The organism is Bacillus sp. RC51, from assembly GCF_044908115.1.
Classification (GTDB): Bacteria; Bacillota; Bacilli; order Bacillales; family Bacillaceae_G; genus Bacillus_A; species Bacillus_A mycoides.
The window spans coordinates 666,424-688,161 of sequence record NZ_JBIYCW010000001.1; the positions used below are offsets into that span (position 1 = coordinate 666,424).

General features: G+C 35.3%; 19 protein-coding genes and 2 other annotated features. Of the genes, 18 read left to right on the forward strand and 1 reads right to left on the reverse strand.

Features of this window, described 5'->3' with window-relative positions; all coding sequences use genetic code 11:
• Positions 1-188: 188 nt before the first annotated feature.
• Positions 189-350: a hypothetical protein gene (locus ABH959_RS03465; protein WP_181777943.1), complete on the forward strand. Its 162-nt coding sequence runs from the start codon at positions 189-191 to the stop codon at positions 348-350.
• A 179-nt stretch (positions 351-529) separates the two neighbouring features.
• Entirely contained in the window at positions 530-805 is a 276-nt protein-coding gene (locus ABH959_RS03470) for a stage V sporulation protein S (RefSeq protein ID WP_002035358.1), read from the forward strand.
• Between the two features lie 232 nt (positions 806-1,037).
• On the opposite strand, the gene ABH959_RS03475 is transcribed toward ABH959_RS03470, so the two are convergent.
• Positions 1,038-1,715: a hypothetical protein gene (locus tag ABH959_RS03475; RefSeq protein ID WP_002065129.1), complete on the reverse strand. Its 678-nt coding sequence runs from the start codon at positions 1,713-1,715 to the stop codon at positions 1,038-1,040.
• Positions 1,716-1,824: 109 nt separating this feature from the next.
• On the opposite strand from ABH959_RS03475, the gene ABH959_RS03480 reads away from it, so the two are divergent.
• The 16 genes from ABH959_RS03480 (at position 1,825) to ileS (ending at position 21,689) form a co-directional block, all read left to right on the forward strand.
• A complete protein-coding gene (locus ABH959_RS03480; protein ID WP_404492283.1) occupies positions 1,825-2,472 on the forward strand; it encodes an HD domain-containing protein in 648 nt (215 codons plus the stop codon).
• Positions 2,469-4,364: an ABC-F family ATP-binding cassette domain-containing protein gene (locus ABH959_RS03485; protein ID WP_002127139.1), complete on the forward strand. Its 1,896-nt coding sequence runs from the start codon at positions 2,469-2,471 to the stop codon at positions 4,362-4,364. The genes ABH959_RS03480 and ABH959_RS03485 overlap by 4 nt, the downstream gene beginning before the upstream one ends.
• A 75-nt stretch (positions 4,365-4,439) precedes the next feature.
• Positions 4,440-5,171 carry a Bax inhibitor-1/YccA family protein gene (locus tag ABH959_RS03490; RefSeq protein WP_002085937.1) on the forward strand — a complete coding sequence of 244 codons (732 nt, stop codon included), beginning with the start codon at positions 4,440-4,442 and terminating at the stop codon, positions 5,169-5,171.
• Between the two features lie 95 nt (positions 5,172-5,266).
• Positions 5,267-5,521: a DUF4318 domain-containing protein gene (locus tag ABH959_RS03495; protein ID WP_061688393.1), complete on the forward strand. Its 255-nt coding sequence runs from the start codon at positions 5,267-5,269 to the stop codon at positions 5,519-5,521.
• Between the two features lie 161 nt (positions 5,522-5,682).
• Positions 5,683-6,021, forward strand: coding sequence for a single-stranded DNA-binding protein (locus tag ABH959_RS03500; RefSeq protein WP_002012564.1), 339 nt, complete (start codon positions 5,683-5,685; stop codon positions 6,019-6,021).
• A 155-nt stretch (positions 6,022-6,176) separates the two neighbouring features.
• Entirely contained in the window at positions 6,177-7,304 is a 1,128-nt protein-coding gene (locus tag ABH959_RS03505) for a conserved virulence factor C family protein (RefSeq protein ID WP_404492284.1), read from the forward strand.
• 3 nt (positions 7,305-7,307) lie between these two features.
• Complete coding sequence (locus tag ABH959_RS03510) at positions 7,308-7,691, forward strand: thiol-disulfide oxidoreductase DCC family protein (protein ID WP_002085930.1); 384 nt, start codon at positions 7,308-7,310, stop codon at positions 7,689-7,691.
• Between the two features lie 82 nt (positions 7,692-7,773).
• Positions 7,774-8,208 carry a BrxA/BrxB family bacilliredoxin gene (locus ABH959_RS03515; RefSeq protein WP_002012568.1) on the forward strand — a complete coding sequence of 145 codons (435 nt, stop codon included), beginning with the start codon at positions 7,774-7,776 and terminating at the stop codon, positions 8,206-8,208.
• A gap of 49 nt (positions 8,209-8,257) precedes the next feature.
• On the forward strand, positions 8,258-9,034 hold the full coding sequence (locus tag ABH959_RS03520; protein ID WP_404492285.1) for a class I SAM-dependent methyltransferase: 777 nt from the start codon (positions 8,258-8,260) through the stop codon (positions 9,032-9,034).
• Positions 9,035-9,070: 36 nt separating this feature from the next.
• Positions 9,071-9,285 (forward strand) — a binding site (T-box leader).
• A gap of 45 nt (positions 9,286-9,330) precedes the next feature.
• Positions 9,331-11,019: an arginine--tRNA ligase gene (gene argS, locus ABH959_RS03525; RefSeq protein ID WP_404492286.1), complete on the forward strand. Its 1,689-nt coding sequence runs from the start codon at positions 9,331-9,333 to the stop codon at positions 11,017-11,019.
• Between the two features lie 245 nt (positions 11,020-11,264).
• Positions 11,265-11,606 (forward strand): DUF2085 domain-containing protein, encoded by a 342-nt coding sequence (locus ABH959_RS03530; RefSeq protein WP_002141578.1) that lies wholly within the window; start codon positions 11,265-11,267, stop codon positions 11,604-11,606.
• Positions 11,607-11,623: 17 nt separating this feature from the next.
• A complete protein-coding gene (locus ABH959_RS03535) occupies positions 11,624-11,836 on the forward strand; it encodes a hypothetical protein (protein WP_033709025.1) in 213 nt (70 codons plus the stop codon).
• 115 nt (positions 11,837-11,951) lie between these two features.
• On the forward strand, positions 11,952-12,836 hold the full coding sequence (locus ABH959_RS03540; RefSeq protein WP_404492329.1) for a methyltransferase domain-containing protein: 885 nt from the start codon (positions 11,952-11,954) through the stop codon (positions 12,834-12,836).
• Positions 12,830-13,624 carry an endonuclease/exonuclease/phosphatase family protein gene (locus ABH959_RS03545; protein ID WP_113937757.1) on the forward strand — a complete coding sequence of 265 codons (795 nt, stop codon included), beginning with the start codon at positions 12,830-12,832 and terminating at the stop codon, positions 13,622-13,624. Before ABH959_RS03540 ends, ABH959_RS03545 begins: the two co-directional genes overlap by 7 nt.
• Positions 13,625-13,993: 369 nt before the next feature.
• Positions 13,994-18,196, forward strand: coding sequence for a C39 family peptidase (locus ABH959_RS03550; protein WP_404492287.1), 4,203 nt, complete (start codon positions 13,994-13,996; stop codon positions 18,194-18,196).
• A gap of 98 nt (positions 18,197-18,294) precedes the next feature.
• Positions 18,295-18,533 (forward strand) — a binding site (T-box leader).
• Between the two features lie 54 nt (positions 18,534-18,587).
• Positions 18,588-21,689 (forward strand): isoleucine--tRNA ligase, encoded by a 3,102-nt coding sequence (gene ileS, locus ABH959_RS03555; RefSeq protein ID WP_404492288.1) that lies wholly within the window; start codon positions 18,588-18,590, stop codon positions 21,687-21,689.
• The last annotated feature ends 49 nt before the right edge of the window (positions 21,690-21,738 follow it).

Sequence of the window (21,738 nt, forward strand, 5' to 3'; positions counted from 1 at the left end):
ATATTACCTCCTATTATTAATAAATGTATAACACATAGTAGTTTATGCAATCGAAAAGCAATTGGCGTGTATACTTGTCCATATATAAGGTAATAGATTTAGGATAAAAAACTGGCATAATATAAAGTACTCTAATGAGGGGATATAGTTTTCAAAAAATGGAGTTAGAATATTCTATGTGATAAATTTTGGAAAATAAAAAGGATGAATATTTAGCAGATAACTCTATCCAAGGTTTTAAAATGTTGAAGTATTTAAACTTTAAGATAGTATATCGCCAAAGTAAAGAAGAGAAGTATTTAAAGGACAGCATTTTAGTGAAACAGAGAAATGGAAAAAGCGATGATTAAGTTTTTAACTTAGTCGTCGCTTTTTATTTATGTAGTTGTGCAGGAAGAAGGCAAAAAATATCGAATGAATGTAATTATACAGAATTGTTTGTATTTATTTTGAATAATAGTTAAAGATACGTTAGTTATATTTCAAACAGTAAGAAAAGAGAGATTAAATAATAGAGGGAGCAACGTACATGGAAAATATATTAAAGGTATCCTCAAAATCAAGTCCGAATTCAGTGGCAGGTGCAATAGCCGGTGTACTAAGAGCAAGTGGCAAAGTAGAAATCCAAGTGATTGGAGCTGGTTCTTTAAATCAAGCGATTAAAGCAATTGCGATTGCAAGAGGTTTTGTAGCTCCAAGTGGCATTGACTTGGTGCTTGTTCCAGCGTTTCAAGAGGTTACTATCGATAATCAAGAAAGAACAGCAATCAAATTAATTGTAGGTCCTAGAAGGAGAAGGTCTTAATAGCGAGCATTAATATAAGGGGATTTGAAAAGGTCAATAGACTCCAAAAAGTTATACACGTTATTTCATTTTACAGTTCCTTGGGCGTGGATACAGTATTGTACCGGATTTATGACTTTTAATTCCTCTTTATATTTAGCGGGTTTTTCTAGAAACTTAAAAATGCCAAATCCTTTGTGACATAAGGGATTTGGCATTTTTGAGGTTTTTATGTTTTTTAAAATCAACAATTCTAAAACTGCTCATTCTTCTCCCAAGATTCTACAATATAATGAGCAATCGTTGGGTTGAATCCTTTACCAACTAAGAACATAATCGCAGCAACTTCTGTTAAAGCATGTTTGTGTGATGTATGTTTCGCTTCATTCAAGCCGTAATCTACCCAAGGTTTTACGAAATCAAGTACAGGTTTCTTTAAAGGTAAAAACTGTGTACCGACAACTTGTTGGATTTGTTGTTGCGTTGGTTCTGTAATAGGTCCAGGTGGTAAAATTTGTGGTTGTGTAATATCTAAAGTCGGCCCAGGTGGTAAAATTTGTGGTTGCGTCGGATCAATTGTTGGTGGTTTAGGTGGTGAGACACGTGCGTCATAGTTTGGTTGATACATTTGTTGTTGGTATGGATTTTGTTGATATTGTGGTTGCGTCTCGTATGGAGTACCTTGAAATTGAGGTTCTTGGCTAGGTTGTGCTACGTATGGATTTTGAGGATATTCATAATTTGGACGTGTGTCATAAGGGTTTTGAGGATATTCAGTTTCTTGATTTTGCGGTGTTGCGTATGGATTTTGTTCGTATTGTGGCTCTTGATGTTGTGTCTCTTGCTCCTCATATTGTTCAGCATATCTTTGTTCCTGATGTTGAGGATAAAGAGGCTGTTGTGGGTAAGGCGGTTGGTTATTATAGAACATTTTTATTCCTCCTTCATAATGATGCCTACCACCTAGTGTATGGGCGGACAAGAAAATATGTGATGAAAAAATGCGGGCGTGTTACAATAAGTAACTGGGTGAAGATAAAATGATAAAACAAGAAAAAATACAAAAAACAATAACTTTCGTAAAGCATATTTTAGAAAAAGATGCGAGTGGGCATGATTGGTATCATATTGAACGCGTACATAAATTGGCGATTTCTTTATCCGAGCAAGAAGGGGGAAATCGTTTTATAATTGAAATGGCAGCATTACTTCACGATGTAGCAGATGAGAAGTTAAATGAGAGTGAAGAAGCAGGAATGAAAAAAGTTTCTGATTGGTTAGAAGAGTTACGTGTTGAAGAAGAGGAAAGTAAGCATGTTCTTCGTATCATCGCCAATATGTCTTATAAGGGCGGTCATGGTGGCACAGTTGAGTCACTTGAAGGTAGAATTGTTCAAGATGCGGATCGTTTAGATGCTCTTGGTGCAATTGGAATAGCTCGAACGTTTGCATACGGAGGAGCGAAAGGGAGATTAATGTATGATCCAACTATCCCTCCTCGAGAAGTGATGACGAAAGATGAATATAGAAAAAATAATGATCCATCTTTAAATCATTTTTATGAAAAGCTTTTAAAACTAAAAGATTTAATGAACACGAACGCAGCAAAACAAGAGGCTGAAGTTCGTCATCGTTATATGGAACAGTTTATTGAACAATTTATGAAAGAGTGGAATGCACAAATATGAAAATGTTAACTGTGGAGAACTTATCGAAATCATACGGAGAAAAACCGTTATTTGATGGATTATCATGTAGTATTACAGAAGGACAACGTGTCGGAATTATCGGTGTAAACGGTACTGGTAAATCAACGTTATTAAAAATTATTGCAGGATTAGAAACTCCTGATACAGGTGATATGACGCATTCACGCGGATATACAATTAGTTATTTATCACAGCAACCAGAGTTTGATGAAAAACTAACAGTATTAGAGCAAGTGTTCCATGGTGATACACCTTTAATTCGTCTTCTTCGTGATTATGAACAATCGTTATTAAATATCGAAAAAGATCCAAGTAATGAAAAAGTACAGGAACAATTATTTGCAGTGCAGCAACGTATGGATGCGATGAGTGCATGGGAAGCAAATGCGAATGCAAAATCGTTATTAACGAAATTAGGAATTACTGATTTTACAGCAACTGTTGGAAACCTATCTGGTGGACAAAAAAAGCGTATTGCAATGGCGCAATGTTTTATTGAAACACCTGATTTATTAATTTTGGATGAGCCTACGAACCATCTTGACCATGAGACAGTTGAATGGTTAGAAGAATATTTAGCAAGATATACAGGTGCGGTATTACTTGTAACCCATGATCGTTATTTCTTAGATCGTGTGACAAACCGTATTTTTGAATTAGATAACGGTAAACTGTATAGCTACGAAGGAAACTACAGTACATTTTTAGAAGCGAAAGCACTTCGTGAAGAGCAAGAATCGGCACAAGAATCAAAACGCCAAAATTTATATCGTCGTGAACTTGCTTGGATTCGCCGTGGTGCAAAAGCCCGTTCTACGAAACAAAAGGCGCGCATTCAGCGTTTTGATGAGCTGAAGGGACAAGAAGGACCAGCAGCGAAGCAATCAGTTGATATTGCACTAAGTGGAAGTCGTTTAGGAAAGAAAGTACTTGAATTAAAAGATGTAACGAAAAAATTTGGTGATAAAACAGTACTACATAACTTTAATCATATTGTGAAGCCTGGTGATCGTATCGGAATCATCGGAGCAAATGGAAGCGGAAAATCATCACTATTAAATATGCTTGCAGGAAAATTCTCTCCTGATAGTGGTGAAATTGAAGTAGGACAAACTGTAAAAGTTGCCTATTATACGCAAGAAAATGAAGAGATGAATTTAAACCAGCGTATGATTGAATACATTAAAGAAATTGCGGAAGTTATTCATACGACAGACGGAAAAGTAATTGGCGCATCTCAAATGCTAGAACGTTTCTTATTCCTACCGCATTCACATGGAACAACGCTTGGTAAACTATCTGGTGGCGAAAGAAGACGGTTATATTTATTGCGTATTTTAATGGGAGAACCAAACGTACTATTACTTGATGAGCCTACGAATGATTTAGACACACAAACATTAACAGTGCTAGAAGATTATTTAGAAGATTTCCCAGGTGTCGTTTTAACTGTATCGCATGACCGTTACTTCTTAGATAAAGTAGTAGATGAATTGTTCATCTTTACTGGCGAAGGCGAAGTGCGTGAATTCCTAGGTAGTTATACAGAGTATTTAGAAATGGAAAAAACGAGAGAACTCATTGAGAAAGCAGAAGTTCAAAAGGAGAAAAAAGTAGTAGAAGAGGCCCCGAAACAACAACGTAAACGTAAACTTTCTTACAATGAGCAGCGTGAATGGGAAACAATTGAAGATACAATTGCACAACTAGAAGAGAAACTTGAATCAATTGGAGAAGAACTTACGAATGTTGGATCTGACTTCACAAAGGCCCAAGAATTATCTGAAGCAGGGCAGAAGATAGAAGAAGAGCTAGAAAAAACGATGGAACGATGGAGTGAACTATCCGACATCGTTGAAGGATTAAAATAAAAACAAGCTGCATATATTGAAAAGTAAAGAGAAAAACTTTACACTATTGGTAGAACCTATTTTAGGAGGGAAAAAATGAGAACATCTAATCCAATGTTGAAAAAAGAGGCATTCCGTAAAGAGGGAGCAAATACTTCTGCGATGACTATTGGCGGAACAGTAGGCAAAACGTTTATCATGCTTATCTTGCTGCTTGCAACGTCTGTCTATTCATACATACAGATGACGCAAGGTACGATGAAGATGCCAGTATTAATTGGCGCTTTAGTTATTGCGGCAATCGTCGCATTTGCGTCTATATTCTTCCCGCGCATTTCACCTATCGGTGCGCCAATCTATGCAGCGGTAGAAGGGGTTGTATTAGGGAGTATTTCAGCGATTTATACAATGAAATTTGGCGATACTATCGTTTTAAACGCTGTCTTACTAACAGTTTCAATTCTATTTGCAATGCTAGTGTTGTATGCAACACGCGTAGTAAAAGTAACTGATAAATTCCGCACAGGTGTAATCGCAGCGACAATGGGAATTATGGTTATGTATTTAATCGTATTCTTACTAAACATGTTCGGTGTTACAGTTCCATATATTCACCAAGGTGGAACAATCGGTATTATCATTAGTGCAGTTATTATTGTAGTTGCTGCATTAAATCTATTACTAGATTTCGATTTAATCGAAAGTGGCGCACGTAGTCAAGCTCCAAAATATATGGAGTGGTACAGTGCAATGGGTCTAATGATGACGCTAGTATGGTTATACTTAGAAATTCTTCGTTTCGTTTCTTACTTTACGAAAAATGACTAATAAAAAAATCCTGCATGAAATGTGCAGTTTTTTTTGTTTTTAAAGATAAATTGAAAATATGGATGTTGGCGACTTAAATTGAAGGGGGATGGAATATGATGAAAGAGAAAAAAGGGATTATGAAAAAACTATTTTCTAAAAGTTTTTTCATAGAACTAGATAACGCTTTAACATATCCGTCAGCAGAAGTCATTCGTTCAGCTATTGAAGGACATGCGACAGAATGTAATGAACAATTGAAATTTGAGAGTAAAGTTAAACCGATTACTTTCTACTTAGAAAATGTAATGTACCGCGCTGAAATAAAGATGGCCCGCGGAGGATATTACATATCTTGCAGTGAAGTATAATATTTTTGGAAACCTTAGATGTTTAAACTATGTAGGGTTTCTTTTTTTGATTTGTAAGATATAAAGTAATAATTTTTGCTTACAAACATATCATTTTGCGCTTTTTACCCTTCCAACATTTTTCTTTACAATGAAGAAAAATATGTGAGGTGGTATAACTTATGATGAATCGAGTTGTATTAATCGGTAGATTGACAAAGGAGCCAGAATTATACTACACAAAACAAGGTGTCGCTTATGCACGAATATGTGTTGCGGTGAATAGAGGTTTTCGAAATAGTTTAGGTGAGCAACAAGTAGATTTTATTAATTGTGTTGTATGGAGAAGGTCGGCTGAAAATGTAACAGAATATTGTACGAAAGGCTCACTTGTTGGAATTACAGGGCGTATTCATACGAGTAATTACGATGATGAACAAGGAAAGAGAGTATATAGAACTGAAGTTCTGATTGAGAATATTACATTTTTAGAGAGAAGGCGGGAGAGTGCATCGCAATAATATTAGAATTTTAATGATAGTTTCGGATTAATTAGGTGGAAAGAGAAAGTATGATGATGGGAAGAAATCAATAAAATTAAGCATCCGAGTAGGAGTATAAAGGGGTAACATGTTACAATACAGCTAAGAACACGCAATAAAGGAGAGTTTTTTACGTGAAGATTAAAGCAATTGAACCGACGCCAAGTCCAAATACAATGAAAGTTATTTTGAATGAAGTATTACCATCAGGAGCGCGTAATAATTATACAAATGAAAATAAAGAACAAGCACCAGTGCAAGTGCAAGAAATTTTGAAGATTGAAGGCATTAAAGGTGTGTATCATGTTGCAGACTTTTTAGCAGTGGAGCGAAATGCGAAGTATGACTGGAAAGTTTTATTACAACAAGTTCGTGCTGTTTTCGGTGAAGAAATAGTGGAAGAAAGCGAAGAACAACAACTTTCTCATTTTGGAGAAGTGAAAGTGTTTGTTCAAATGTTCTTTACAATTCCGATGCAAGTGAAGTTAACAGATGGAACCTCAGAAGAGCGTGTTGGTTTACCTGATCGTTTTAAAGAATCAATTATGAAAGTGCAAATGTCTGCACCTAACGTTGTGAAAGAGCGTAAGTGGGTAGAGCAAAGTACACGTTACGGTAATTTTGAAGAAATCGGGAAAGAAGTAGTAGAAGAACTTGTTGCTGCTTATTCAGAAGAACGTGTAAATGAAACGGTTAAAGAATTATTAGATCAAGCAGGTGCTGTTGAAGTAACGATTCAAAAGCGTGAGCCATATAAAGTAACAGAAGAGATGATGAAAGATTCTGACTGGAAAAACCGTTTTGCAGCTTTAGAACAAATGGATCCAACGGAAGAAGATATGATGGTATTGAAAATGGCATTAGATGATGAGAAAGTATCTATCCGCCGTTTAGCAACAGCGTATTTAGGTATGGTAAAAGGTGATGGAGTATTGCCGTTATTATATAAAGCGTTATTAGATCGTTCAGTAAGTGTTCGTCGTACAGCAGGAGATTGCTTATCGGACGTAGGTGATCCAGCAGCGATGTTCGTTATGATTAAATCTCTGAAAGATTCAAGTAAATTAGTACGCTGGCGTGCAGCAATGTTCTTATTTGAACTTGGTGATGAAAGTGCAATTCCGGCACTAAAAGCAGCAGAAGATGATCCGGAGTTTGAAGTGGCGATGCAAGCACGTTTAGCTTTAGAACGTATTGAAGGCGGCGAAGAAGCAAAAGGATCAGTATGGAAGCAAATGACGGAGTCTCGTAAAGGGGAATAGTTTATGATTGTTTTCTATGATAGTTGGTGCCCAATGTGTACGGCGGTTGCAGAACGTACGAAAAGATTAGATAAAAAGGGTAAGATGAAATTTGTTTCATTTCGAGATGAAGATGTAGTTGAGAAGTATGAACTTTCTCAAGAATTACAAAGTAAGATGGAACAAAGATTGTATATTTTAAAAAATAATAAGTGGTATGACGGAATTCATAGCATTAACGTATTAGCAAAGGCCGTTCCATCTTATTGGTTTGCAGTACCTTTTATAAAACTATCTATCGTACTTGGATTTGGAAGTAAAGTATACGATTATATTGCCAACAATAGAAAACTTGTCCCAGTTGGACACTGTCGTGAAGGGGTTTGTGAAATCCCTACAAAAAAATGAAATCATCGTTATCTTTCTTTTGCACCTATTAATAGAGCGTGATATGATAAATTTGGAATGAAAGTTGAAGGAGAGATACAAGATGTCAAATGCATATGAAGAATACATGCGTCAAATGGTAATTCCAATGCGCCAAGAGTTAGTGCGTTCTGGATTTGAAGAGTTAACTACAGAAGAAGCTGTAACAGAATTTATGGAGAATGCATCAGGTACAACTTTAGTAGTTGTAAACTCTGTTTGTGGTTGTGCAGCTGGTTTAGCACGCCCATCAGCAGGTCAAGCGGTTGTACGTGCTGAAAAACAACCTGATCATCTTGTAACTGTATTTGCAGGTCAAGATAAAGATGCTACTGTGAAAATGCGTGAATACTTCGGAGAAATTCCTCCATCTTCACCATCTATGGCATTACTAAAAGGAAAAGAAGTTGTGCACTTCATTCACCGTCATGAAATTGAAGGCGCAACAATGGACGAAATTATTACAAACTTAGAACAAGCTTTCGAAAAGAATTGCTAAAGTAGGGGGAGAGTGAATCTCCCTCTTTTCTTTATATAGAGGTGAAAAAATGATAGTAACAACAGCAGGAAGAACAAATAAAGAAATGAAAGATTATGCAAACAAGGTAGCAGCAGAATTAAATCTTTCTTTCGTTAAACGTAATGACATACCAGTACATAAACTGCATGAGCAGTATGAACAAGATGTACTTGTCGTAGGGAAAAATCGATTAGCCATTTATCCAAAAGGTACGGAAGAGTCGTTTTTCTTTCATCCAAACTCAGCAATGTTTCGTGTGAAAAGGTTAATGCGCGGAGAGCACGATCCGTTTGTACAAGCTGCTAAATTAGAGAGCGGAATGACAGTATTAGATTGTACGCTCGGTATGGCATCAGATAGTATTGTAGCTAGTTATGTTGTTGGTGAAAGTGGAAAAGTAACTGGGCTTGAAGGAAACGAATATATGTCTTACATCATGGGAAAAGGCTTGCAAACATGGTCTTCATCCGTTTCTGAAATCGATGAAGCAATGCAACGAATCGATGTGAAGCAAACGGAGCATTACGCATTTTTAACACAATGTGAAGATAATAGTTATGATGTCGTTTACCTTGATCCGATGTTTGAAGAAACGGTCATAGAATCAGATGGAATAAAAGGATTAAAACACTTCGCTTTGTATCATGATATTACTGACGAAACAATTGCGGAAGCGAAGCGTGTGGCGAGAAAGCGTGTCGTTCTGAAAGATCATTTTCGTAGTTCTAGATTTGAAAAACATAATTTTCACGTATACAAAAGAAAAAGTGCTAAGTTTCACTTTGGTGCAATTGACCCTTGCTAATTGTTTGAAAAGATGTATAATAAGCAATAATTAAATATACTGTCTGTGATGAAGAGAGTAGTCTTTTTCAGAAGGAAAGCGAGCTAGGGATGGTGTGAGCCTAGTGCAGAAGAAAAAGATGAAGCGCACTTCGGAGACGCTTCTTGAACGAATAGTAGAGTAAGCCGAGGCCCCCTGTCCTCGTTATAAACGGGAAAGTGGTTCGAAATGAACAACAAGGGTGGTACCACGGGTTAAAACTCGTCTCTTTTTTAGAGACGAGTTTTTTGTGTTTTAAAAAATAAGGAGGTTATAGTATGAATTATAAAACGCAGTTTGCGAAAAGTTTATCGAATATTTTTACGAATGAATTAACGCAAAATCAAATTTTAGATTTAATCGAAACACCAAAACAAGATGAATTCGGAGATGCAGCGTTCCCATGCTTTTCACTAGCGAAGCAATATAAAAAATCACCAGCTATTATAGCGAAGGAATTGGCGGAGAAATTAAATGATCCGTTCTTTACGAAAGTAGAGGCTGTTGGTCCTTATGTAAATGTATTTTTTAATCGTGAAACAGTAAGTGATGAAGTATTAAAAACAATTTTAGCGGAGAAAGAAGAGTACGGTCAAAATCACTTTGGATGTGAAAAAACGGTAGTTATCGATTATTCCTCTCCTAATATCGCGAAACCTTTTTCAATGGGGCATTTACGTTCTACAATGATTGGTAATTCGCTGAAACATATCGCCGGAAAATGTGGGTATGAAGTTGTAGGAATTAATTATATTGGCGATTGGGGCACACAGTTTGGAAAATTAATTACTGCATATAAAAAATGGGGAAATGAAGAAGTTGTTAAAGAGGATCCAATTCGTGAGTTATTTAAGTTATATGTTCAGTTTCATGAAGAAGCAAAAGAGAACAAAGAACTAGAAAAAGAAGGACGATCATGGTTTAAAAAACTAGAAGAAGGAAATGAAGAAGCAGTCGAACTTTGGAATTGGTTCCGTCACGAATCTTTAAAAGAATTTTCTCGTATTTATGAACTTCTCGGTGTGGAATTTACAAACTTTCAAGGAGAAGCTTTCTATAACGATAAAATGGAAGACTTTATTGGGATTTTAGAAGAGCACGATTTACTTGAAGAATCAGAAGGCGCATTAGTCGTTAATTTAGAAAAAGAAGGTATGCCGCCTTGCCTAATTAGAAAATCAGATGGTGCTACCATTTACGCAACACGTGATTTAACAGCGGCATTGTATCGTCAAAACACATACGAATTTGATAAAGCGTTATATGTTGTAGGCCCAGAACAAAGCTTACATTTCAATCAATTTTTCACTGTATTAAAAAAGCTTGGTTATGACTGGGTCGATGGTATGGAACATGTACCGTTCGGGTTCATATTAAAAGATGGTAAGAAAATGTCGACACGTAAGGGCAGAATTATTTTATTAGAAGAAGTGTTAGAAGAAGCTGTTGCGCTTGCGGAACGAAATATTGAAGAGAAAAATCCGAATTTAAAACAAAAAGAAGAAGTGGCAAAACAAGTCGGTGTTGGAGCAGTTATCTTCCACGATTTAAAAAATGAGCGTATGCATAATATCGAATTCTCATTAGAAAATATGTTGAAATTTGAAGGGGAAACAGGACCATATGTACAGTACACACATGCGCGTGCTTGTTCAATTTTAAGAAAAGAAAGTGTAGAATTTGAAACTTGTACGTTTGCATTAAAAGATGATTATAGCTGGAGTGTCGTAAAATTACTTAATAAATTCCCGCAAGTAATTGAGGCGGCCTTCAACAAAAATGAGCCATCTATTATTTCAAAATACGTATTAGATGTAGCACAAGCGTTCAATAAATATTATGGAAATGTTCGTATATTAGAAGAGAACGAAGAGAAAGAGAGTAGACTCGCATTAGCTTACGCTGTGACGGTTGTATTAAAAGAGGGATTACGTTTACTTGGGGTGGAGGCACCTGAGGAGATGTAAAATGAAAATTTTGTGCTTATGCGCCGAGAGAAATATTCACATTACTTTACTAATAAACTACAAATCAAATTAAAGCGTAATATAGAGTAACAAAAAGACAAAACAGGCGATTGTTGGCCTGTCTTGTCTTTTTGTATTTTCTTAAATAAACTCTTATCTATAAAGAGTTATACGCTGCGAAGTGTAAGAACTCTATAATTATGTTGCGAAATCAATTAAAATATTTGTAGAGAGGATGGTCCGTATTGATTCGAGCTTTCATTTTACATATTCCTTGTCATAGACTACCGGAAAGAAGTTTTCTTAAACTACAAAAATACATACCTTTATGTGCGCGTTGTACAGGCATGTTTATCGGTATTTTAATGTTTCCAATTTATTTTTATATGACACCTTCGTTTCTGCCTGCAATAATACTATCATTTTCCGCTCAAATTCCGTTACTTATTGATGGATTCACCCAAAAATGGAAATGGAGAAGCAGCACAAATTTACTAAGAGTAACGACTGGTTTATTAAGCGGTAATGGTATGGGGCTATTTATTGCCTCTAGCATTATATGGATAACATCTAAAAGCATATATTAACGGAAGGAGAACTTTACATGTTTTGGATCTACTTAGTTTTAATTCTTATTTCAGGAGGAAGCGGGATTAGTTTTCTCATTTATGAAAGAAATATAGAAGCAATAATTGCTTTTGTTATTTGTACAATATTTATTGTGTTACTCTATTTTCACCTAAAAAGAAATGACGAACATAGAAACTGTGATTGCAGTACATTAGCTTGTACCGATTATACTGATTGTAATTGTTAAATTATGTGAGTGGAAAAGTTAGTGTATCATTTAAGGTATACTAGCTTTTTTTATTAGAAGTGTAGGAATGTGACTATTAAATGGAGAACTTTAGTTTTGTATATAAAAGGAGGTGCTGGACCTGAAAGAGTATGATTGGAATAATAAGCTAGCGTATTTAAGAAATACGAGAGATTTATATTACAATGACGATTATTTAAGTTTTTTAGTAAATACAGTTTGGAAGATTTCTGAACCGGTACATATTGTTGATTACGGTTGTGGGTATGGTTATTTAGGCTTAGTTTTGTTGCCATTGCTTCCAAAGGGATCAAAGTATACAGGCATTGATAGCGGGGAAGCATTAATAGCTGAAGCGAGAGAGTTGATTCATTCGCTTCCACATGAGTCAGAATTTATTGAAGGAGATGCTACAGAAATTGAATTGGAAAATAAATATGATATAGCTGTCAGTCATGCTTTCTTATTACATATGAGTTCCCCAAAAACGATGCTAGAGAAGATGATACATTCAATTAAACCAGGTGGTAAAATAATCTGTTTTGAACCACATTGGATGTCAAATATGTCTTCATACGTATTAGATGGAGAGAATCAATCGGAAATTATCCAGATAGGTATTTTGCAGAAATTATTTGAAAGGGACACACAGAGAAACGGTAAAGATGGAAATATCGGTATGAAAATACCTATGTATTTAAGTGAATTAGGTGTTAAAAATATTGAATGTAGAGTAAGTGATAAAGTGAATTTTTTAGACTCTAATTTAAATCAAAATGATAAGCAAGGATTATATAATTCTCTAAAAGAAGAGGGGATTGCAGGCAATCCGGGTGATAAACAGCAATTTATAGAACGTTTAATGAGTCGGGGATTAACATTTGCTGAAGCGCTTGCTCAATATGAAGCAGAACTACGATTTTTTGAAGTGTTTCATATACATGCATTTTTAGTATATGCTCCGAATATGAAAATTACATTTGGTGAAATAAAATGTTAAATTGTAGTGATGTAATTCGAATTGCTACTTTCAATATATGGAATCACGAGAGTTTTTGGTTTGAGAGATTAGAAGCCATTTGTGAGGAGGTTCGCAATATTTCCCCGCATATTCTTGCTCTACAGGAAGTTAGAAGTTGTGTTACTTATGGACCCAAGAAAAATGTTGCGCAGTATATAGCAGATCAAACTGGATATCCGGTTTGTGTATTTAAAGAGTATCCAGATTCTCCAGATGAAGGGCTAGCTTTTTTAAGTAAAGTTCCTATCTTAGCTGAAGAAGCTATTTGGGAAACAGATATAGAGGAATCGAATTATTGTGCCATTCGAATCATGTTAAAATATAAAGAGTATAAGATCGGGATAACGAATGTTCATTTAAATTGGAAATCTAGTAAGGTAAGACAAGAGCAATTGGATACGGTGAATAATTGGATTAAAAACAGAGTTAGTGGCTACGAATTATTATGTGGTGATTTTAATGATGAACCACATTCAGGGGTGCATCAATACTTAATAAGTAATCAATGGATAGACGTGGCTCAGCTTAAAGAAAATCAAGATAACATTCTTGCTCAGCCAACTTTAGATTATGGAAAGAATACAAATTTAATAGGGGATGAAAAGCAAGAAGAACGATATGATTGGATTTTGATACAAGAGAAGGATTCGTTTGAATCTCTAAATATAGAAAATGTATCTGTATTTGGAGATTTAGCATTAACTTCATTACACGTATTTCCAAGTGATCATTACGGTGTTTTTATGGATTTAAAATTTGATAAGTGAAATAAAAGATAGGATGATTGTCATTTTTTTCGGTAAATCGATATATCTTATCAAATCGTTGATCTATTGTAAGTTACGATTGATATATTCAGGAAATCGTTAATATAATTTCATCCACTGAATGAAGCCTCAAAAAAGAAGATAAAACTCATCTTTGAATAATACATATTATTTCATCAAATTAAACAAAATAACGAGAAAAAGTATCGTTTTTAAGATATTTAGTTATAAACTTGAATAATATTAAATAATATCGTTCATTATATGAGGTTTTAGTTGAATGCATACTATATGATGTGTAAAATCTAAGCAAGTAGGTTAGAATACTGCTTGCAAATGGCAGTATAAATAATAATTTGAGGTGAATGCATGCTAGATTTTAAGCAATTAGAGATTTGTTTGAAAGAAAAGAGATTCGTAGATGGATTACATGAGATAAATAATGAAATTGCGCATATAAAAGAAACGAATAAGTTATCATACGTGAAGAATTGGCTTTCTAACGTCTCGTCACCCAAGGAGTTTGATACATTAATTCGTCTTGCTGATGAAGGTTTGATGCATCAATATAGCTCCTTTTTAATTCGTTATACGTATAAAAAGTTTCCAAATATGAGAACGCTCTCTTTATATTGTGATGAGTTAATTGATGAACGTAAAATTCTTGATGCTGAACAATTATTAAAAGATTCTTTGGAAGAGGTAAATGAAGAAGAAACTGATGCGGATGTTTTAACGAAAGCATATTTTACGTTAGTTAGATGTTTGTTAGATATGAAGCGAAATGAAGAGGCCTATGCCTATATGCAAAAGGCGGAAAAGTATAGTACACGTGCAGTTTTTGATAAATGGGGTTACTTATATATACAGACTGGTGAGTGGGAGAAGGCAGAGGAACAACTTTTATACGGTCAGCAGCATAAAGATTGTGAAGAGTTAGCTACGTACTTATTGGCGCAATTATATGCATATAAAGGTGAACAGCAGCGAGCACTACAACTCATTAATGATGCGATTGCAAAGTTCCCTCAAGTACCATATTTCTATTTTGAAAAAGTAAAATATTTATTAGATTTAGAGCGCTATGAAGAAATGTTAGCGGTAATAGATAAAATTAATCATATGCTTCCGCATCATGCATATACAACTTATTTTATACATTTACGTGCAGAAGCATTTTATAAAATGAATAATATTCACGATTTGCAAGCGCTATTGAAAAGTGAAAAGAGTTTGAAAAATTCTCTATATCATCATATAGAAAAAAATCCTGATGGAAAAAAGGTTCGTTTACCGATAGTTCCGGTTGTACAAAAGGATAACTATTGCGTTCCGACAAGTTTGGAAATGATGTTAGGGGTATGGGGAGAAAAACGTACGCAAGATGAAATTGCACAACATATTTTTGATGTAACAGGTTCTAAGTTTTCAGATACAGTTACATATATAGAAGAGCAAGGTTACGAATATCGTTATTTTCAAGGGAATGAGGAAAATTATAAGAGATTACTCAATCAAGGTATTCCCGTTTTATTAAGTATAGATATTGAGCACGCTTCCCATGTACAAGTGCTTTCTGGTTATGACGATGTACTGCAAGCTTTTTATATTCAAGATCCGAATTTCTTGGAACCGATTCTTGTGGAATATGATAAGTTGCAAGAAAAATATCGTTATACAGATTGTTTAGCTATTACGTTTATACCGAAAGATAGAATAGAACAACTTTCATTTTTAAATGTGGAAGAACACACTTATTATAAAACAATCTTTTCTCTTACAGATCATTTAGGTGAGCAAGATAAAGAGGGGATTGAAAAGTTAGTACTATTTTTAAAAGAAACAAGTGAAAATCCAAACACTTGGTTATATACGATTAAACATTTAGATGCTGAAGTAGATAAAGATTTTATTCAGTTTTGTATAGAAAAATTAATGAAAAAGTTTCCGAGCTCTGACTTTGTGAAATTGCATAGTGCACAGTGTTTTATTCGTCTGCAGGATATGGAAAAAGCAGGACAGATGCTTCAAAGTGTGGAGAAGAAAAGCAATCAAGCGTTGTATCATTTTATAAATGGACGTTTCTCTTTTGAGCAAGATAATTATGCAGAATCGATTGCTAGTTTTCGTTCATCATTACAATTGGATGCAGATCAACCAGTTGCGTGGAGTTTCTTAGCATTATCATACATGTATATGGATCAATCCGAAAAGGGGCTAGAGTATTCTCTAACAGCTATAGAACGTAGTCCAGAAAGGTTTACACTTGTAAATCACGGTTTAATTTTAATAGATTTAGAACGATATGAAGAAGCATATGGATTCTTTAATGATTTATTAAAAGAATATAAATATGAAGCGCACATATGGTATGAACGTGCAAGATGTGCTCAGTATTTAGGGAAAGTCTATTTGGCGGTAAAAGGACTTAAAGTGGCGATTCAATTAGATAAAACAGCAGCCTATTTATATACGAAGCTTTCGGAAATCTATGAATCGGATTTGGATGATGAGAAAAATACGAAGGAAATTCTATTACAAGGAATTCAAAATTGTGAAGATCAGGCGTCTTTATATGTTCGTTTAGGAGATTTTCATTTTCAAAATGATGAACTTGAAGAAGCGGAAACTATATATAAGCGTTCTTTAGAAGAAAATAATGAAGATGTATATTCTCATTTCGGTTTAATTCAAGTTTATATGGCAAAGGAACAATATAAGGATGCAAAAAACTATATTGTCAGTATTAATAAGCAATTTGAAGACAATCAAGATTTCCTTATGAATGCTGGTATGGTGCTATGGGATGCTGAAATGGCATTAGGCGAGGATGAAAAAGAGTTAAAACTTGCACTTTCTAAATTAGAGAACGGTATACGAAGCGTATACGCTAATATAGCGAGCGTGTTGGATGAGTATGTAAATCGAATAAAAGACACAGCTTTTGTGCAACGAGGCATAGCGTTTTTAAGAACGTTAGAAAAAGAGAAAACGGAAGTAATTGAATACGGTTGTTACGCTGGTATTTTATATGAATCTATTGGACAGTATGATCAGGCGATAAAACGGTATAATGATGCACTTAAGAAAAAACAGGATTCATTGCCGTATTTTCGAATCGGTGAAACATTCATGGCGTTAGGGCAATTTCAAGAAGCGAAGCATGCGTATGAAACATGTTTAGAAATGGATAAGAATTTCACAGGTGTACATGTGCAACTAGCAGAAATATATGAAAAAGAAGAAAATAGTTCTAAAGAACAAAGTCATATGGTCCAGGCAATGAAAGAAGAGCCTTTGCATATTAATATGGAATATTTGGCACAGCTTTCAGTAGATTTGAATCTTCATGAAGAATTGCTAGTTGAACTAGAACAATTAGCAGAAGAGGTACCAGAAATATGGCGTTTAGATGCAATTGCATATGTATATGGTGCGATGAATGAGGTAAATAAAGAAAAAGAATATATCGAATGCGCAATGAAAATAGATGAAGCGCATGTGGAAGTACTATATCATTATGCGAAATTGCTAGTTAAAAAGCAGAGTGTAGAAGCAATCGAAGTTGCGCTGAAAGTAATGCATAAAGATTTGGAAAGTGAACGTATTTTTGGTGTGTACGTAAAAGCAATGGAGCAACATAAAAAATTATCCCAAATACGAGACGTACTTCATACGTTAAAGGTGAAAAAAGCAGAAAGAAGTACAGCGTTTATGTATGCAGCTACTGCGGTTGCCGAAAGATTAGTAGAAAGACAGCAAAATGAGCAACCGAAAAAATCTATATTTACAAGAGCATTTTATCGCATGAAAAATCGTGCGAAGGAAATTTCAATGATTACAGTTATTATCGATTTATTTGAAATCTCCTTAAATTTAAATCCGAAAAATAGTATGGCAGCGCAGCGTTTCGCAATATTTTATGAGAATGCGGCGATGAATAAAGAAGCTATAGAGGTTTTACAAACATCGTTAGAAAATAAGTGGGATTATGATGTAGCGAAGCAACTTGTAAATCTTTTCATTGAGTGTGAAGAAGAAGATATGTTACGAGATGCTTTTGAATTAACGAAACAAATGGTTCGCGAGCTACCGGATGATTATGATACACTTCTTCTACAAGCGAATGTATTATGTAAGCTAGGCGAAGAAAGAAAAGCCGAAAAAATTTACTTGCAATTAATTGAGAAAACACCATTTGTAAGTAGAGGATTCCTTTCTTTAGCAGAAATATATCAAAGTCAAGAGAGAATTGAGGACTCGATTCAGTTATTAGAAGACGCTTCTGTACATCATCCAAATGAAACAGCAATTCTTCTTGCTTTAGCATCTTCGTATCATAGAGCTGGGCAAACGACAAAGGCAGAAAAAATAACAAGTGAAATATTAGCAATTGATGCTACTGACTTGCTAGCAAGATACGATCATGCTTGTTATTTAACATTATTAAACAGAAATGAAGAGGCAAGAGATGAACTTGAAATTGTGCTTCGTGAAGATGAAACAGGATTTTTCGCTGAACTTGCAGAGGAAGATGAAGATTTAGCAGGATTGCGAGAATTTGAAAAGTAATTGTATAAGAATAGAGAAAAAGGGTATAAATAAAAATATATTTCGAATTAGTTGACAATTAATTGTTTAATGGCATAAAATAACTTTTAATAAAGTATACAAATCTGAAGACGAGAAAGAGTAAAATAGTGAGCTGTTCTCCAGAGAGCCGGTGTATTGCTGAAAGCCGGTGTGCAGACGTTATTTGAAAATCATCTCCGAGGAGCCGTGGCTGAATAAAGTAAGCTCGGACGGATGTCTACCGTTACAAAGAACGCGTATATTAGTACGTTGCTAAGTGCTATTAGTGAAAAGCTAATAGAATTAGGGTGGTAACGCGGGTAAACCCGTCCCTACTTCATAGGGGCGGGTTTTTTGTGTGCTTTTAAAACATTCAAAGGAGTGATTGTAGATGAAGAAAGTAGATGTAAAAGAGTCGGCTGTAGGGAGAGAAACACGTATTCGTAAGCAGTGGAACGAACAGGGCATTTTTGAGCAATCAATTCAGAATAGAGAAGGCGCACAATCGTTTGTGTTTTATGAAGGACCACCAACGGCGAACGGCTTACCACACGTCGGCCATGCACTTGGTCGGGCAATTAAAGATTTAGTAGCGAGATATAAAACGATGGCTGGATATAAAGTGTTAAGAAAAGCTGGCTGGGATACACATGGATTACCTGTAGAATTAGGCGTCGAAAAACAACTTGGTATTTCAGGTAAGCATGAGATTGAAGAGTACGGCATTGAGCCATTTATTCAAAAGTGTAAAGAGAGTGTATTCACGTATGAGAAGCAGTGGCGTGAATTTACGGAGAGCATTGGATATTGGGTAGATATGGATGATCCGTATGTTACTCTAGAGAATCCATATATCGAAAGTGTATGGAATATTTTAGGGACGATTCATGAAAAAGGCTTGTTATATAAAGGGCATAGAGTTTCGCCGTACTGCCCAAGCTGTCAAACATCTCTTAGTTCACATGAAGTTGCACAAGGATATAAAACAGTGAAAGATTTAAGCGCGACAGTTAAGTTTAAAGTGAAAAATAGTGAAAATGAATATTTCCTTGGATGGACGACAACGCCGTGGACACTTCCAGCGAATGTTGCACTTGCTGTACATCCAAATATGGAATACGTTAAAGCGAAACAAGAAGGGTATGTATACATTGTTGCGAAAGAGCGTGTACAAGAAGTACTAAAAGAAAACTATGAAGTATTATCCGTTCATAAAGGCGAAGAATTAGTAAACACATCTTATACAGCACCGTTTCCGATGAAGGAAGTTACAAATGGGTACCACGTAATTGCAGCAGATTTTGTAACTGCAGATAGTGGTACAGGACTCGTTCATATCGCTCCAGCATATGGGGAGGACGATTATAGAGTCGTTCAAAGTGAAGGATTGTCGTTCTTACATGTTGTAGATGAGAAAGGTGAGTATACGGATGCAGTACCATTTCTTAAAGGTAAGTTTGTAAAAGAATGTGACGTTGATATCGTTCGTTATTTAGCTAAAGAAGGTTTGCTATATCATAAAGAGAAATATGAACATAGCTATCCGCATTGCTGGCGCTGTGATTCACCATTACTTTATTATGCAGGAGAAAGCTGGTTAATCCGAACAACTGAGATTAAAGAAATATTTTTACGAAATAATGATTCTGTTAAGTGGTATCCAGACCATATGAAGCATGGACGGTTTGGTAAGTTTTTAGAAAACATGGTGGACTGGAATATTAGCCGGAATAGATATTGGGGAACACCGTTAAACGTATGGGAATGTGAAAGCTGCGATCATCAATTCGCACCGAAAAGCATTGCCGAATTAAGAAAGCATAGTACGAAAGAAACACCTGAAGATTTAGAATTGCATAAGCCGTATGTAGATGAAGTGCAAGTTTGCTGCGAAAAATGCGGAAGTACAATGAATCGTACACCAGAAGTAATCGATGTTTGGTTTGATAGTGGTTCCATGCCGTTTGCACAATATCATTATCCATTTGAAAATAAAGAGTTATTTGAAGAACAGTTTCCAGCAGATGTTATTGCAGAAGGCATTGATCAAACACGCGGATGGTTTTATAGTTTATTAGCAGTATCAGCACTATATACAGGAAAAGTACCTTATAAACGAGTGTTATCACTAGGGCATGTTCTAGACGAGGAAGGACAGAAAATGTCTAAAAGTAAAGGAAATGCACTAGATCCAGTTGATTTAGTAAATCAGTTTGGTGCAGATGCTTTAAGATGGGCTCTACTTGTTGACAGTGCTCCGTGGAATGCGAAGCGTTTTTCTGAAAGAACAGTACTGGAAGCAAAATCTAAATTTGTAGATACATTAGTCAACGTATATAGCTTCTACGTTTTATATGCAAATTTAGATGAGTATAATCCGAATGAAACCTATGATGTAAAGCGAACGAAATTGGATGAATGGGTATTATCAAGATTGCATAGCACAACGAAAAAAGTGAGAACAGCACTTGATGATTATCAATTTACGAATGCAGCTCGTGAAATCACGGCGCTTGTAGATGAAGTGAGTAACTGGTACGTAAGACGATCACGTAATCGTTTCTGGGAGTCTGGTATGAATGCTGAAAAAGCAGCTGCGTATGAGACACTTCATGAAGTACTTGTGACAATTAGTAAATTAATTGCACCATTTACACCGTTTGTAGCTGAGGATATTCATCTGAATTTAGAAGGAAGAAGCGTTCATTTAGCAGATTATCCGGTTGTAAACGAATCACTTATCCAGCCTGAGTTAGAAGCAGAAATGGATGCTGTTTTACAAGTTGTTGAACTTGGAAGAAGTAATCGTAATCAACATTCATTAAAAGTAAAACAGCCGTTAGCAGAACTTGTATTACTAGCGCATAATGAAAATGATATGGATTGGGAATCTTATCGTGATATCATCATGGATGAGCTAAATGTAAAAGCGTTCCATGTTGAACTCGATGAAACGAAATACACGTCCTATCAATTAAAGCTGAATTTTAAAACAGCTGGGCCGAAGTTTGGTAAAAGTGTGAATGCAGTAAATGGTTGGTTAAAACAATTATCAAAAGAAGAAGTACAACACTTTGTATCTACAGAAAGAGCAGTTTACGAAGTAGCACCAGGAGAAGAAGTAGTTGTAACAGCTGAAGATGTATTAGTAGAGAAAGTTGCGAAATCAGGATTTTCAAATACGACTAACGGTCAATATACGGTAATGTTAGATACGAATGTAACGGGAGAATTGTTACAAGAAGGAGTAGCACGTGAATTTATTCGTGCAGTTCAAGAATATCGTAAGCAGTTGAATTTACCAGTTAATTTACGAGTGGATGTAATTCTTGATACAGAAGAAGAACTACAGCAAACGTTAACGAATCATAAAGATTTATTAGAAGAAAACTTACTCGTCAAGCAATTTACATTTGGTCACTTAACGAATGAGGACGATGAACTTTCTTTAGGTGAGACAAAGATCCGAATTAAATTAAACGCGGCTAATTAAAGAAAAAAGGAAGTTGGAATCATTCCAACTTCCTTTTTTGTATGAAGAT